At 70.7% G+C, this 14597-nt stretch carries 11 protein-coding genes and 1 pseudogene (1 of these 12 running past the window's edge); 4 read left to right on the plus strand and 8 right to left on the minus strand.

Annotation, left to right across the window (positions count from 1 at the left end; translation table 11 throughout):
* Nucleotides 1–276: 276 nt before the first annotated feature.
* Both DFW101_RS17160 and DFW101_RS17165 read left to right on the plus strand, forming a co-directional pair.
* Nucleotides 277–4389, plus strand: coding sequence for a hypothetical protein (locus tag DFW101_RS17160; protein WP_232286104.1), 4113 nt, complete (start codon nucleotides 277–279; stop codon nucleotides 4387–4389).
* 177 nt (nucleotides 4390–4566) lie between these two features.
* Nucleotides 4567–5004 (plus strand): RrF2 family transcriptional regulator, encoded by a 438-nt coding sequence (locus DFW101_RS17165; protein WP_009182783.1) that lies wholly within the window; start codon nucleotides 4567–4569, stop codon nucleotides 5002–5004.
* Between the two features lie 55 nt (nucleotides 5005–5059).
* On the opposite strand, the gene DFW101_RS17170 is transcribed toward DFW101_RS17165, so the two are convergent.
* From DFW101_RS17170 to DFW101_RS17200, 7 genes and pseudogenes are all read right to left on the minus strand, one after another.
* Entirely contained in the window at nucleotides 5060–5914 is an 855-nt protein-coding gene (locus DFW101_RS17170) for a menaquinone biosynthetic enzyme MqnA/MqnD family protein (RefSeq protein ID WP_009182784.1), read from the minus strand.
* An 80-nt stretch (nucleotides 5915–5994) separates the two neighbouring features.
* Complete coding sequence (locus DFW101_RS20070; protein WP_043643476.1) at nucleotides 5995–6666, minus strand: adenylate kinase; 672 nt, start codon at nucleotides 6664–6666, stop codon at nucleotides 5995–5997.
* Between the two features lie 486 nt (nucleotides 6667–7152).
* Nucleotides 7153–7950 (minus strand): annotated as a pseudogene (gene tilS / locus DFW101_RS20075) (tRNA lysidine(34) synthetase TilS); the annotation flags it as partial.
* A 69-nt stretch (nucleotides 7951–8019) separates the two neighbouring features.
* Complete coding sequence (locus DFW101_RS17185; RefSeq protein ID WP_009182786.1) at nucleotides 8020–8355, minus strand: hypothetical protein; 336 nt, start codon at nucleotides 8353–8355, stop codon at nucleotides 8020–8022.
* A gap of 3 nt (nucleotides 8356–8358) precedes the next feature.
* Nucleotides 8359–9720, minus strand: coding sequence for a glutamyl-tRNA reductase (gene hemA / locus DFW101_RS17190; RefSeq protein ID WP_009182787.1), 1362 nt, complete (start codon nucleotides 9718–9720; stop codon nucleotides 8359–8361).
* Nucleotides 9683–10552, minus strand: coding sequence for a cytochrome C assembly family protein (locus tag DFW101_RS17195; RefSeq protein WP_009182788.1), 870 nt, complete (start codon nucleotides 10550–10552; stop codon nucleotides 9683–9685). Before DFW101_RS17195 ends, hemA begins: the two co-directional genes overlap by 38 nt.
* On the minus strand, nucleotides 10539–11231 hold the full coding sequence (locus DFW101_RS17200; RefSeq protein WP_009182789.1) for a precorrin-2 dehydrogenase/sirohydrochlorin ferrochelatase family protein: 693 nt from the start codon (nucleotides 11229–11231) through the stop codon (nucleotides 10539–10541). Before DFW101_RS17200 ends, DFW101_RS17195 begins: the two co-directional genes overlap by 14 nt.
* A 90-nt stretch (nucleotides 11232–11321) precedes the next feature.
* On the opposite strand from DFW101_RS17200, the gene DFW101_RS17205 reads away from it, so the two are divergent.
* Both DFW101_RS17205 and DFW101_RS17210 read left to right on the plus strand, forming a co-directional pair.
* Nucleotides 11322–12596 carry a glycosyltransferase family 9 protein gene (locus DFW101_RS17205; RefSeq protein ID WP_009182790.1) on the plus strand — a complete coding sequence of 425 codons (1275 nt, stop codon included), beginning with the start codon at nucleotides 11322–11324 and terminating at the stop codon, nucleotides 12594–12596.
* 2 nt (nucleotides 12597–12598) lie between these two features.
* Nucleotides 12599–13870 carry a CgeB family protein gene (locus tag DFW101_RS17210; RefSeq protein WP_009182791.1) on the plus strand — a complete coding sequence of 424 codons (1272 nt, stop codon included), beginning with the start codon at nucleotides 12599–12601 and terminating at the stop codon, nucleotides 13868–13870.
* Nucleotides 13871–13879: 9 nt separating this feature from the next.
* On the opposite strand, the gene DFW101_RS17215 is transcribed toward DFW101_RS17210, so the two are convergent.
* On the minus strand, nucleotides 13880–14597 hold the end of the coding sequence (locus DFW101_RS17215; RefSeq protein WP_009182792.1) for a flagellar hook protein FlgE. The gene runs 839 nt beyond the window's last position; only the last 718 of its 1557 coding nucleotides appear in the window; its start codon lies beyond the right edge, outside the window; the stop codon is at nucleotides 13880–13882.

Raw genomic sequence — 14597 nt, forward strand, 5'->3', positions numbered from 1 at the left:
GCAAGGGCCGGCAGCGGGGCGGGTGGAAAAGTCCGGGTCCCAGGCCGGCGTTTGGCGCGGCCGGGGGCCGCGCGGCGTGCAGACAGATATACCGCATCCAGGTCCGAGGGAAGGGCGGGCCAGGCAAAGGCCCGGGTCCGGGCGGAGGACGTGGCGACGCATTGCCAAGGCAGGCGCTTTGGGCAATAAAAAGAAGAGTTACCCGGAAAGACCCAAGGGAGGCCTGCTATGGGGTGCCTGATTCGAGCGGTGCGGGCGGTGCTGGCGTTGACGGCGATGGCTGGACTGGTCCTGGCCATGGCCGGGGCGGGGCTGGCCCAGAGCGGGGCCCCGGGCGGGATCCCGAACGGAGTGGACGTGCCCCCGGCCCTGGCCCCGTGGCAGGGGTTTGCCCTGTACCGGGCGGACGCCCGGCTCTGTCCCCCGGACGGCAACCGGGCCGAGGCCCGGATCTGCCTCTTTCCCACCAGCCTCGGCCTGGCCGTGGACGCGGCCGGAGCCGATTTCACCCTGCGCGCCCGGCTTTTCGACGCGGGCCCGGTGTCCCTGCCGCGCGGCGAGGGGGTGTGGACCGAGTCGGTGCGGATCGGCGGCCGGCCCGTGCCGGTCATCGCCCGGCCGGACGGGCCGGCGGTGTGGCTCGGGCCGGGCGAGTACGAGCTTTCCGGCCGGCTCGGCTGGAACGCCGCCCCGGAAAGCCTCGGGCTGCCGCCCGATGTCGGGCTGGTGCGGCTTTCGCGCCAGGGCGCGGACGTGCCGGTGGTGGTCACCCCGGCCGGCGAACTGCGCCTGTCGGCCGAGGCGTCGGCCAAGCCCGTGGAAAACCATGAGAACGTCAAGGTTTTTCGCCGGATCGCCGACGGCGTGCCCGTGACCGTGACCACGCTTTTCCGCCTGGAGGTTTCGGGCCTGGCCCGCACCGTCACCCTGGCCGGGGCCGTGCCGTCCGGGGCCACGCCGCTGGCCGTGCGCGCGCCCGTGCCGTCGGCCTTCGGTCCGGACGGGGGGCTTGTCCTCGACGCGGGCCCGGGCCGCTACGAGGTGGAGGTCGTGTCCCGCTATCCCGGGCCGGTGGCGGCCGTGGGGCCGGCCGCGTGCCCCTACGGCCGGGAGGTCTGGTCGTTCGCCCCGGCCCCGGCCGGCCGCGAGGTCCGGCCCGAAGGGCCGCCGGCCATCGATCCCCGCACGGCCGAGGTGCCGGCCGCCTGGCAGGAGCTGCCCGCCTTTGCCGTCACCGCCGGGGAGACGCTCACCCTTCGGGAGCTCGGGCGCGGGGTCCCGGCCGGGCGCGACGCCCTGGTTTTGTCCCGCGAACTGTGGCTCGATTTCTCCGGCCAGGGGTTGTCTGCCCGCGACACCGTGAGCGGCGAGAACCGCACGGCCTGGACGCTTTCCCTGCTGCCGCCCGGCGAACTCGGCCGGACCACGGTGGCCGGCCGGGACCAGCCCGTGGTCCTGACCGGCCCGGACGGGGCCAGGGGCGTGGCCCTTCGCGACGTCCACCTGTCCCTGGCGGCCCGGTCCCGCTACCCGGACGCCGGCGCCGCCATTCCGGCCGGCGGCTTTGACCGGGAATTCGACCGGATCACGGCCAGCCTGCACCTGCCGCCCGGCTGGAATCTCCTGGCCGCTTCCGGCCCGGACGAGGTGGCCGGCGGCCTTGTTTCGGACTGGACGCTCCTGGACCTCTTTCTGGTTTTTCTCCTGGCCATGGCCGCCTTCAGCCTGCGGGGCGCGTGGGCCGGGGTGGCGCTTGGAGGTTTCCTGCTTTTTTCCTGGCACGAGCCGGGGGCTCCGACCACGGCCTGGGTGTTCGTCCTGGCCGGCCTGGGCCTCGTCCGTCTGGCCGGGGAGGCCGGACGGCTCGCCGGAAGCCCGGCCTTCCGCCGGTTCGCGGTCCTTTTTTTCGCCCTGTCGCTGGTGTCCCTGGTGGTGGTGTCCCTGCCGTTCGTGGCCGGCCAGCTGCGCCGGGCCGTGGCCCCGCAGATCGCGCCGGGACCCGTGCCGCTCCAGGCCGAGCTGGCCGGCGGCAACGAGGCCATGCCCGTCCCGGCCCCGGCCATGGCTCCCCGGCCCCAGGCCTCCATGGCCAAGGACCGGGCGGGCGGGCGCACCTTCGCGGCCGCGTCGCCGGAGGCCGCAGCCGACGCGGCCGAGGCCGCTCGCCTGGAATTCGACCCGAGCGCCCTGGTCCAGACCGGGCCGGCCATGCCGTCCTGGCATTTCGCCACGGTCTCCCTGGCCTGGAAGGGCCCGGTGGCCCCGTCCCAGACGTTGCGGCTGGTCCTGGTGCCGCCTCTTGCCACCATGGGAATCGGGTTCGCCAGAGTGTGCCTCCTCGGCCTGGCCGCCTTCCTGCTGTTCGACCGGAACCGGATGCGCCGGCTGGCCGCTCCGGCGGCGCCGCCGACCATGGGCGCGACCGCGGCCGGCCTCCTCCTGGCCCTTGGGCTGGCCCTGGGCCTGGCCGGGCCGGCGGCTGCCGGCGATTTCCCGGACAAGGAACTCCTCGACACCCTGCGCGCCCGGCTGACCGAGCCGGCCCGGTGCTTCCCCGACTGCCTGGGCAGCCCCGGCCTCTCGGTCGCCCTGGACGGCGGCCGGCTGACCGTGACAAGCGAGGTGGACGCCGCCGTCCGCACGGCCCTGCCCCTGCCCCGGGTATCGGAAAACTGGCGGCCGGACACGGTGACCCTGGACGGCCGGCCGGCGGCCGAGCTGACCCGGGCCGGCGGGAGCATGAAGGTCCTGGCCGAGGCCGGCCGCCACGTGGTGGTCATGAGCGGCCCGGCCCCGGCGGCCGTGTCCTTCACCGTCACCCCGGCCCTGGCTCCGGGCCGGACCCGGGTTACGGCGCCCGGCTACCGGGTGCGGGGCCTGGACGCCCGGGGTGTGCTGCGGGGAGCGCTCGAACTGACCCGGGCCGAGAATCAGGCCGGTGGGGGAGGGCCGGTCCTGGGCCAGGCCTCGGCCGGCATCCCGCCCTTTTTCGAGGTCAGCCGCCAGATCCGTTTCGGCCTGTCCTTCGAGGTGGCGACCGAGGTGGTCCGGCGGTCGCCGCCGGAGGTGGCGGCCGTGGCCGTGGTGCCGCTTTTGCCCGGCGAGTGGCCGGACGCGGCCGGAGTCACGGTCCGGGACGGCCAGGCGGTCATCGGCTTTGCCCCGGGCCAGAGCCGGGTGTCGTGGCGGTCGCGCCTGCCGGCCGGGACCGGCCTGACCCTGACCGCGCCGGATGGCGGGTCCGTGGCCGAGACCTGGACCGTCACGGCCGCGCCCTTCTACGACGTGGCCTATGACGGCCTGCCGCCGGTCGCCATCCTGTCCCCGGGCGGCGGCTACGCCCCCCGGTTCGCGCCCTGGCCCGGCGAGTCCCTGGCCTTGCGCGTCACCCGGCCCGAGGCCGCGCCGGGCGAATACCTGACCCTGGAGCGGGCCGTCCTGACCACGCGCCAGGGGGGGCAGACCCGGGACAGCGAACTGGCCATGACCTTCCGGGCGGCCAAGGGCACACGCCACGCCGTCCGCCTGCCCAGGGAGGCGACCGTGACCCGGCTGGACGTGGCCGGCCGGGAGACCCTGCCGACCGGAACGGACGGCGAGGTCGGCTTCGCCCTGCCGCCGGGCCTGACCGAGGTGAGCCTGCGTTTTCGCGAGCCCATCGGCACCGCGGCGCTCCTGCGGACCCCGGCCCCGGACCTGGGGCTTGCGGCCGCAACGGCCCAGACGCGGCTGGAGATGCCCGGCGGGCGCTGGCTCCTGGCCGTCATGGCCCCCACCCTCCTTGGCCCGGCGGTCCTCTACTGGGGCTGGCTGGCCGCGGTGGTGGTCCTTGGCCTCGGGCTTTCCGCCCTGCCCCATTCGCCGCTTTCCCGGCGGCAGTGGTTCCTGTACGCCCTCGGCCTCAGCCAGGCCACGCCGGCGGGCGTCGTCCTGGCCGTGGCCTGGCTGCCGGCCCTCGGCACCCGCCGGCGCCACGCCGTGCCCGGGGCCGCGGCCTTCAACGCCGTCCAGGTCTTGCTCGTCCTTTTGACCCTGGCCGGTCTGGCCGCGCTCTACGACATCCTGGGCCTGGGGCTCCTTGGCCTGCCCCGCATGCAGGTGGCAGGCGGCGGGTCCACGGCGGCGAGCCTGGTCTGGACCTGGGACCGGGTGGCCGGCCCCCTGCCCGAGGCCCTGGTCGTGTCCGCGCCCATGGCCGTTTTCCGGGGGCTGATGCTGGCCTGGGCCGTGTGGCTGGCCTGGTCGCTCCTCGGCTGGCTGCGCTTCGCCTTCGACGCCCTGACCGAGGGCGGCGGTTGGCGCAAGGTCCGGTTGTCGATCCACCGGCCCGGCCGGGGGGCGGGAGGCGGGAAGCCGGCCAGCGGAGGCGGTGAAGAGGAGAAGTCCTGATTTTCCAAGCGTTTTCCGAATGGCCTCCCCCGGTCGGCGGCTAGCCGGCCGGGGGAGGCCATGGGGGACGGAACGAGCGGCCAGCCGGCCAAGACGCCTTTTGCCATTTGCGGAGGGTTCTGATAGACCGGCCCTTGTTCTGTTTTGCACAAGTCCCAAACAGGGGGAACAGGGCCCATGCAACTTACCACGCGCAGCCGCTACGGGCTGCGCATGCTCATCGATATCGCCCTCCATGGCAGCGAACGTCCGGTCCGTATTCAGGACATCGCCAAACGGCGCAATATTTCCGTCAAATATCTGGAGCAGTTGATCCGGGCTCTGAAAAAGGCCGGCTTCATCCACAGCAAGCGCGGCCCCAAGGGCGGGCACATCCTGGCCATGGCCCCCGAGGACATCCGGGTCGGGGACGTGGTCCGGGCCCTGGAAGTCCGCCCCGAACTGACCGAATGCGTGGGCAATCCCGACGCCTGCCTGATCGCCAGCGACTGCGTCACGCGCCAGATCTGGGCCCGGGCCACGGCCAGCCTGTTTAAGGAACTCGACGCCATCCACGTGTCCGATCTGCTCGTCCAGGCCCGCAAGTCCGAGATCCTGGGCCTGCCCTGCTGCTGACCGGGCCGGGCCCGGCCACCGGCACCCCTATTGGAAAATGCCGTTGCCGGGCGGGCTACAGCGCGAAGCGCAGGCCCGGCACGGCGTCGAGCAGCCCGAGCTCCCGGCAGTGCGCGGCAAAGAGCACGAGGCTGGCCTTGGCCGCCGCGTCCAAGTCGTAATTGACCACCCGCAGATAGGCCAGCAGATCCTCCGGCGAGATCCAGTCCGGCCGTGACGGCGCACGCACGAGCGCCGGCAGGGTTTCCGGCAGGGTCCGGTTGATGGCCGCAAGGGTCTCCCGCACCCGGCCAAGGGCGGCCAACCGCCGGCCGGCCAATCCTTCCCGCACGATCCACAGGGCGAAGACAAAGGGTGTGCCCGCGAAATCGAGCCAGGCCTGGCCGAGGTCCGTCACGTGCCAGCCGGCCGGCGGATCGAGGTAGCGGCCAAGGGCCAGGTCGCCGATCTCCACAAAGGGCTTGCCCGTGGCCTGGCCTGTCCCCGGCGGCACGGTCTCGAACCGGGCGTCCGGGAACTTCCAGGCGAACCGCCACAGGACCCGGACCAGGGCGTTGGAGCTGGCCGAAGCCCCGGAGAGCAGGACCGGGTCGCCGGTGCGGGCCAGGTGGGCGGGGAGATCCGGCAAGGGCACGGGCGTCACGAGCAGCACGCTCTGGATGGGGCCGTCGGCGGCCCGGATGCACAGGTCCGGCAGGAGCTTGAAATCCTGGGGTCGGCTCAGGTAGGCGAAGGCCGAAGCCGGGGCCGCGTCGATGGTTCCGGCGGCCAGGGCGGCGTTCAAGTCCGAGGGGTGGCCGGGCACGTAGGCGATGTCCGGGCCTTCGGGAAAGGCCGGGACCAGTCCCTCGTAGAGCGGCCAGACATTCAGGTAGGCGATGCGGCCAAGACGCAGGGGATCGTGAGCCATGGCGAACTCCTCATGGGCCAAAAAACGAGGCCCCGAGGGTATTCCCCCCGGGGCCGTCGGGCAAGGCGAAATCCCGTGGACTAGGCGAGCTGGGCCAGCAGGGTATCCTTGATGGAGTCGATGGAACCCTCGCCGTTGAGCTCGATGTACTTGGTCTGTCCCTTGGCGGCCAGATCCTTGTAGAAATAGGCGGCGGCCAGGGTGCCGGTCGTGGTGTCGTAGTAGATGTCGTGGCGCTTGCCGATGGCGCCCTCGTCCTGGTCGTCGGAACGGGTCTTGAGGTCGCCGCCGCAGACCCGGCACTTGTCGCCGTTGGGTTTGATGGCGTCGATGAAGATGTTGTTGGGGTGGTTGGGGTCGTTGACGCACAGGCGTCTGCCCATGATGCGGTTTTTGGCGATCTCGCGGGGCAGCAGGATCTCGATGACGTAATCGAGCTTCATGCCTTCCTTCTGCAGGGCTTCCCACAGCTTCTCGGCCTGGACCATGTTGCGGGGAAAGCCGTCGAGGAGCCAGCCGTTGCCGCCTTTGGCCTTGAGGGTCTCGAGGATCATGGGGATGGTGATGTCGTCGGGCACGAGTTCGCCCTTGTCGATGAAGGCCTTGGCCTTCATGCCGAGCTCGGTGCCGCCGCCGATATGTTCGCGGAAGATCGCCCCGGACTCGATGTGGGCCAGATTGTACTTCTTTTTCACCAGGGAACCCTGGGTGCCCTTGCCGCTGCCGTTGGGACCGAACGTGAGAATATTCACCGGGACTGCCTCCATGTTTGATTTTTCACAATCGGCCTCATTACCCTCCGGGCCAAGCCCTGTCAATGGCGTTTCCCGTTTTGCCGCCTTGGCGCGCTCCCGGCCGAAGGCCACGGCCAGACGGTCGATCCGGGCCGTCTTGCCGCCGGGAAACTGGAACACCCGGCCCGTGTCCCGCCGGACCACGGCCGCGTCCAGGGCGAGTAGCGTGTCGCCCAGGGCCTGCCCCGGGCCAAGGGCGGCCAGGGCCCGGCGGTAGAGCCGCAGCCGCAGGGCCGCAGGCAGGCCGGCCAGGGCCGCCATGGGCAGGGCGGCCGGATCGGGCAGGGCCGGCAGGGCGGCCTCGATAAAGTCCGCGTCCAGCCGGGCCTGCCGCCACAGCCGGGCCGCCGCTTCCAGGTAGCGGGCGTTTTCCGCGCAAAGCATCGGCAAGGCGCCCTGGCGCAACCGGTTTCGCAAAAAGGCCGGGTCGTCGTTGGTGGGGTCGTGGACCACGGGCAGGCCCAGGGCCGCGGCAAAGGCCTCGATGTCCCGGCGCGGGGTCAGGAGCAGCGGGCGCACCAGCCGCCGGGCCGGGTCCACGGCCGCCATGCCGCCAAGGGCCGGCCAGCCGGTGCCGCGCGTAAGGCGCATGAGCTGGTCCTCGGCCAGGTCGTTGAGCTGATGGCCAAGGGCCACGAAGGCCCCGGGCCGTTCGGCCAGCAGGTCCGCGAAAAAGCCGTACCGGGCCGCCCGGCCGGCGTCCTCCAGGCCAAGTTTCCGCGTTCGGGACACGTCGGCCACGTCCACGCGGCGCAGGTGGCAGGGGACGTCCCGGTCGCGGCAAAAGGCCCGGACCCGGGCGGCCTCGGCCCCGGACCCGGGGCGCAGGCCGTGGTCCAGGTGGGCCGCTTCCAGGCGAAAGCCCAGGCGCGGGGCGAGGAGAAGCAGGATCTGGAGCAGGACCAGGGAGTCCGGGCCGCCGGAACAGGCCACCAGCCAGGTCGCCCCCCGGAGCGTCCCGGCGTCGAGGCCGCAGTCCCGGACGAGGAATTTTGCCACGTCCAGGCACAGCCGGGCCTGGGGCCGGGGCAGGTCGGCCAGCCGTCCGGGCCGCTGTTGCGGCGGCTGGCCGGCGGCGGGCGATGGGGGGGGCGTGGGCTGGTTCATGGCGTGGCGCGGGCCGGGTGTGGGGCGGCCGGTTCGGTGACGGGCCGGCTGGGGGGGCGACGGCCCGCAGTGCCTCAGGGCCGCAACGGCCGGGAGGAGGGGTGCGGTCCCGGCCGGGCGCGGCCGCCAGGGCATCCGCCGGACGGGACCGCGGGTCGGGCGGCGTGGCCGGCCGTTCGGGGCAGGATCAGGGCGCGCACGGGCCTAGACCGGGATGTCGAGTTCCCGGATGAAGTTGTCCAGGAAGTCGATCATCTGCTGGCGCTGTTCCGGGGTGCAGTAGCTGATGCAGGAGCAGCGCAGCTTGCCCCGGCCGCGCACCAGCAGTTCGAGCTTGAGCCAGTTGCGCCCGGTTTCCAGGATGAGCGTGTACGGCCCGCAGACCTCGTAGTGCTGCTGCTGCTCGTCGTTTAGCATCTCCTGGGGAAAGGGGATGTAGTAGATGTGGTCGAGCGGCCCCTTGAACCCTTTTTCGGCCAGGTGCTTTTCGATCAGGGCCATGTTGTCGCCGGAAATTTCGTCTATGAGATAGGATCGCATGGGTTACTCGCTTGCATCCGGGGTGTCGAAGTCCGGGGATTCGGAATCGTCTTCGGCCGGTTTCCGATCCGCATGGGCATGTTGCGGCACGCGTTCGCGGTCCAGGTTGTACATGCGGCGGGTGAGGTCGATGAACCGGTCGCCTTTTTCCTCCCGGGCCCGGCGCTTGAGAAAGGCGATGGGCTCGTGGAGGAGCTTGTGGCTGATGGACAGGGACAGGGTCTCGAGCGCCTGCCGCGTTTCGTCCGGAACGTCCGGGCCCAGGCGGCGCAGGGTCTTTCGCAGTTCCCGGCGGGCGATGTCCTCGCCGGTGGAGAGGAGATCCACGATGGTCGGCTTGACGTCCAGGGACTTGAGCCATTCGCCGAACCGCTCGACTTGCAGGCCGATGATGTCCCGGGCCCGGGCCGCCTCTTCCCGGCGCTGGGCCAGGTTCTCCTCCACCACCTCCTGGAGGTCGTCGATGTCGTAGAGGTAGACGTTGTCCAGGCTGTTGACATCCGGGTCGATGTCGCGCGGCACGGCGATGTCGATGAAAAACATGGGCTTGTGCTTGCGGGCCTTGAGCACGCCGCGCACGTCCCGGGCCTTTATGACCACATGGGGCGCGCCCGTGGAGCTGATGACGATGTCGACCTCGTGCAGCCGGGAGACGAATTCCTCGAAAGCCACCGGCCGGCCCTTGAACCGCGAGGCCAGTTCCTCGGCCCGGGCATAGGTCCGGTTGGCGACCAGGATCTCGGCCACGCCGGCATTGAGCAGGTGGAGCGCCGCCAGCTCCGCCATCTCGCCGGCCCCGACCAGCATGGCCTTCTTGCCGGCCATCTCGCCGAAGATCCGCTTGGCCAGCTCCACGGCCGCGTAGCTGACCGACACGGCGCTGGCCCCGATGCCGGTGGCGGTCCGCACCTTTTTGGCCACGGAAAAGGCCTTGTGGCACAGGCGGTTGGTGATGACCCCGGCCGTGCCGCAGGCCACGGCGTGGCGGTAGGCGGCTTTGAGCTGGCCAAGGATCTGCGGTTCGCCAAGGACCAGGGAGTCGAGTCCCGAGGCCACGCAGAAAAGGTGGTCCACGGCGTCCAGACCCCGGTGCTCGTAGAGGTGGGGGGCCAGGGCGGCCGGGTCCTGGTCGCAGGTTTCGGCCCAGGCCGCCAGCACCGCCGGGCGCACGTCGCGCCCGGGCACGTCGGCCACGAGCACTTCCACCCGGTTGCAGGTGGAAAGCACGAGGACCTCGCGCAGGCGGGCCTCGCCATGCACCAGCAGTTCGCCGAGTTTGGGGCGGTCGCCGAGGGCGAAGGCCTCCCGGATTTCAACGCCGGCGGTCTTATGGTTGAGGCCAAACAGGTAGATTTGATGCTCCATCGATATATCGCGCGAAACTATGGTGTGTTGGCATGAAAAAGTTGATGACAAGAAGCGACACGAGGGTCAGGCCGAAGATCCAGATGGCAAGCCGTGCCGTCTTGCGGCCCTGCCAGCCGAGAAACAGGCGCTGGTGGAACAGGAAGGCGAACAGCAGCCAGACGCCGATGGCCGTGATCTCCTTGGGATCGTAGGAAAAGATGCGGTTCCAGGTGAGCTTGGCCCAGATGAAGCCCGAGAGCAATCCCACGGTGTAGAGCGGAAACCCGGCGGCCACGGCCCAGCGGTTGACCGTGTCGCAGGTGGAAAGGGCGGGCAGGGCCTTGGAAAAGCCGGAAAGCTTCTCCTTGGTCTTGATCTTGCGCTCGAGGTACAGGTAGGCCGCGCCCGCGCCGCAGGCCATGGCCAGCAGGCTTATGGCCAGGAAGAGGGCCCCGATGTGCAGCCCGAAAAAGAGTCCGCCAAGGGCCTTTGGCAGCGGCATCCGCGTGGCCGTCACGGCCTGGGACGACAGAAACAGGAAGACCGCCAGGGGCGCGGCCAGAAGGCCGAGCATTTCGAGGCGCAGCCGCCACCACAGGAAAAAGTAGATCAGCAGGAAACTCCAGGCCAAAAGGCTGAAGTAGAACTCCCCGGACAAAAGGGCCGCCCCGCCCTCGCTGGCGAACAGCACGGCCAGGTCGGCGGAGTGGAAGGCGAATCCGGCCACGGTCAGGCCGTTGCCGAGCCGACGCAGTCCCGGCCGGCCGGCCACCACGCCAAGCAGGTGCAACGTGGCCCCGGCGAAATAGGCGGCCAGGACCAGGACGAAAAGGATGTTAAACGCCGACATGTCCGAGGGCTCCCGAAACCAGCCCGGCCGCCTCGCCGTGGAGGGATGCGGGCAGGATGCCGCGAAGGATGGCCTCGGCGGCGGCCGCGTCGCCGCGTTCCAGGGCCTCGATCAGCGGGGAATGGACAAGTTCGCGGAAAAGTTCCGAATTGGCCGGGCTGCCGAGCCCGAGCCCAAGGACCATGGGCCGCAGCCGGCTCATGAGAAGCAGCAGGGCGCCGTACTCGGTGCCGAGAAAGTCCCCGAGCCCTTGGCGGATCTTGCGGGCCAGGGCCGGCGAGCCGCCGCCCGTGGAAATGGCCACGGTCAGGTCGCCCTGGGTGTAGAGGGCCGGCACGATGAAGCTGCACTTCTCGGGCTGGTCCACGATGTTGCAGAGGATGCCCCTGGCCGCGCATTCCCGGCTGATCTCCCAGTTCAAGGCCTCGTTGTCCGTGGAGGCGATGACCAGGAACCGGCCGTCGAGGTCGGCGGGGGCGTAGGCCCGGCAGGCGAAGGCCACGGCCGGATGGGCGAGGGTCTCGGCGCAGGCCGCGTCCGGCTCGGCCAGATCGAGGACCAGGACCTCGGCCGCGCCGCAGGCGGCAAGGGTCGCGATCTTGCGCCGGCCGACCTGGCCGGCGCCAACCACCAGGCAGCGTTTGCCCTGCAGATTGACGTAAATAGGATAATACCGCATGGAAGCCTCCTATAACAGAAGAACGCCTGGACCGGAAAGGGCTTTTTTTCACATGATTGCCCGGGGTCCGGGTCTGGCAACGGAGGCTCCATGGCGCGATTCCTGGTCCTGCAACTGGCCCGGCTCGGGGATCTCCTCCAGACCCGGCGGCTGCTCCTCGGCCTTTCCGCCAAGGCGGCGCGGACCGGCGGCGAGGTCCATCTGGCCGTGGACACGTCCCTGGCCCCCCTGGCCGGCCGGCTCTATCCTTTTGCCGTGGTCCACGGCCTGCCGGCCCACGGCCTGCCCGGTCTGGCCAAGGATGCGGCGGCCAGCCGGGTCCTCGCGTCGCGCCGGGTCTTCGAGACCTTTGCCGCTCTTTCCTTCGACCGGGTCTTCTGCCTCAATTTCTCGCCGCTCGGCATGGCCATGGCCGCCCTGTTCCCGCCCGAGGCCCAGCGCGGCTACCGCCAGACCGCCGGCCAGACCGACAAGGACCCGCTGTTGCGCCTGGTCTTCCGCCTCGCCCGGGATCGCCGGGGCGGCGGCATCAACCTGGCCGACATCTGGGCCCACCTGGACGACGACCCCCTGCCGCCGGAGGCGGTCAATCCCGTGGCCGCCCCGCGCGGGGGCGGCCTTGGCGTGGCCCTGGCCGGCCGGACGGCCAGACGGTCGCTCCCCCCGGAAATCCTGGCCCCGCTGGTGCGGATGCTTTTCCACGCCACGGGCGGGAAGTCGGTCACGCTCTATGGCACCAGGGAGCAGGCGTCCGAGGCCCGGGCCCTCCTGCGCAGGCTGGATCCGGGCGTGCGCGAGGCCTGCCGGGACCTGACCGGGCAGACCGACCTCTTCGGCCTGGCCGATTCCCTCTCCGGCCTCGACCGGCTGGTCACCCCCGACACCGGGGCCATGCATCTGGCCGCCTTTTGCGGCGTGCCGGTGACGGCCTTTTTCCTGTCCTCGGCCTGGTGCCACGAAACCGGCCCCTACGGCGTCGGCCACCGGGTCTTCCAGGCCGTGACCCCCTGCGCCCCCTGCCTGGAGTCGGCCCCGTGCGGCGAAGGGCTGGCCTGCCTGCCGCCGTTCGGCGATCCGGCCCTGGTCCGGGCCCTGTCCGGCGCGGCCAAGGCCGGGCCGCCGGCCGGCATCGTCGGCTTTGCCACGGACTGCGACACGCTGGGCATGGTCTGCCGGCCGGTCTGCGGCCAGGACCCCACCGAGGCGGCCCGGGCGGCCTTCCGGGCCTTTCTCACCCGCCGGCTGGCCGGGCGGCGGGCCGACGCCCTGGACCCGGACCTTGGCCGCCGGCTGGCCGAGGCCCAGTATCTGGAAACCGATTGGATCCTGCCGCCCCCGGGCCGGCCTCTTGAGGGAGAGTGGTAGCCATGGACCTTCCGCGCAACCTTCGCGTCCTGGTCGTTTTGCCCATGTACGGCGGCTCGCTGCCGATCGGCCGGTACTGCGCCACGGCCCTGGCGAAGCTCGGCCATACGGTCGAGGTCTTCGAGGCCCCGGCCTTCTACCCGGCCTTCGGTGCGCTCAAGGACCTGCGCGTCACCTCCGACCGGCTGGAATACCTGGAGAACAGTTTCCTCCAGGTGGTGTCCCAGGCGGTCTGCGCCAAGGCCGAGACCTTCGGCCCGGACCTGGTCCTGGCCCTGGCCCAGGCCCCGCTGTCGCGCCAGGCCCTCAAACGCCTGCGCCGGGACGGGGTGAAGACGGCCATGTGGTTCGTGGAGGACTTCCGGCTCTTCACCTATTGGGAGGCCTTCGCCCCCTTCTATGATGTCTTTGCCGTCATCCAGAAGGAGCCCTTCCCGGAGAAGCTGGCGGCCATCGGCCAGACAAACGCGCTGTACCTGCCGCTCGCCGCCGATCCGGCCGTGCACCGGCCCCTGGACCTTTCTCCGGTCGAGCGGCGCATCTACGGGGCCGAAACGTCTTTCATGGGCGCGGGCTATCCCAACCGACGGGTGGCTTTTGCCGAGCTCCTCGATTTCGGCCTGGGGATTTTCGGCAGCGACTGGGACGGCGACGCGGTACTCGGCCCGCGCGTCCGCCTGGACGGCCGGCGGATCACCACCGAAGAGGCGGTCAAGGTCTTCAACGCCGCCGCCGTCAACCTGAACCTGCATTCGAGCGTGTCCGTGGCCGACCTGGTGTCGGGCGGCGATTTCGTCAACCCGCGCACCTTCGAGCTGGCCATGTGCGGCGCGTTCCAGCTCGTGGACCGCCGGGGGCTTCTGCCCGAGCTTTTCGAGGCGGACGAGCTGGCCCAATTCGGGAATATGGCGGAGCTCAAGGACCGGCTGGCCCACTTCCTGGCCCACCCCGACGAGCGGGCGGCCTATGCGGCCAAGGCCCGGGCCCGGGCCCTGCGCGACCATACCTATGCCGCGCGCATGGAGCGTCTGCTGGCGTTTACGGCCGAACGGCATCCGGGCTGGGGTGTCGGGGAGCGGGGAGGGGAGGCGTTGGCCGCGTTGCCGCCGGAGCTGCGGGACGAGGTGGCCGGACTTTTGCGCGAGCTTTCGCTTCCGGCCGACGTCTCCTTCGACGATCTGATCTGGGCCGTGCGGGCCCGGCAGGGGCTCCTGTCGCCGCTTGAGACGTCGCTGCTCTTTCTCGACGAGTGGCGCCGGCAGTACGGCCGTTGACGACCCCGCCTACTTTTTGATCTCCAGCGCCTTTTCCATCATGGTGTCGGCCGTGGTCACCACCTTGGAGTTGGACTGGAAGGCCCGTTGCAAGGTGATGAGGTTGACCATCTCGGTGGCCATGTCCACATTGGACGACTCCAGGGAGTAGCCCGAAATCCCGTCGTAGATCCCGGAATTGGCCCGGCCGGTGGTGGCCGCCCCGGATTCCGTGGTGGCGCTCAGAAGGTTGTTGCCTTCCCGGCGCAGGTCGGTCGGGTTGCGGAAATCGGCCAGGGCCAACACATACAGGTCCTTGGTCTGGCCGTTGGAAAAGGTGCCGGACACCACGCCGTTTTCATCCACGCTGGTGCTATTGAGCGTGCCCGAGGCAAACCCGTCCTGGGATTGGGCCTGGGTATAGGAGGAGGTGGCGTAGCTGGTGGTGCAGGCCACGGCGTTTCGGGTGCTCGAAGGGTCGAAGCCGGCGTTGGCCGCGGCCAGCGTGCCGATGTCCGCGGCCGAGGACGGGCCGTTCGGGTTCCAGCTCGCCCCGGATGCCGAAAGGCCGGTCTTGAACCCCATGGTCTGGCTCGAGAGGACCGAGCCGTTGGAAACGGATTTGAACGTGGCGCTCATCTGGGGCACGCCCGTGCTGTCGAGGGGGGCCTGGGTCCAGGAGGACAGATCGGTCGGGTCGCCGCCGGTCGGGGTGAAGGCGGTCTGGTTTTCGAGCACGCCCTGGGCG

This window comes from Solidesulfovibrio carbinoliphilus subsp. oakridgensis, from assembly GCF_000177215.2.
Lineage (GTDB): Bacteria > Desulfobacterota > Desulfovibrionia > Desulfovibrionales > Desulfovibrionaceae > Solidesulfovibrio > Solidesulfovibrio carbinoliphilus.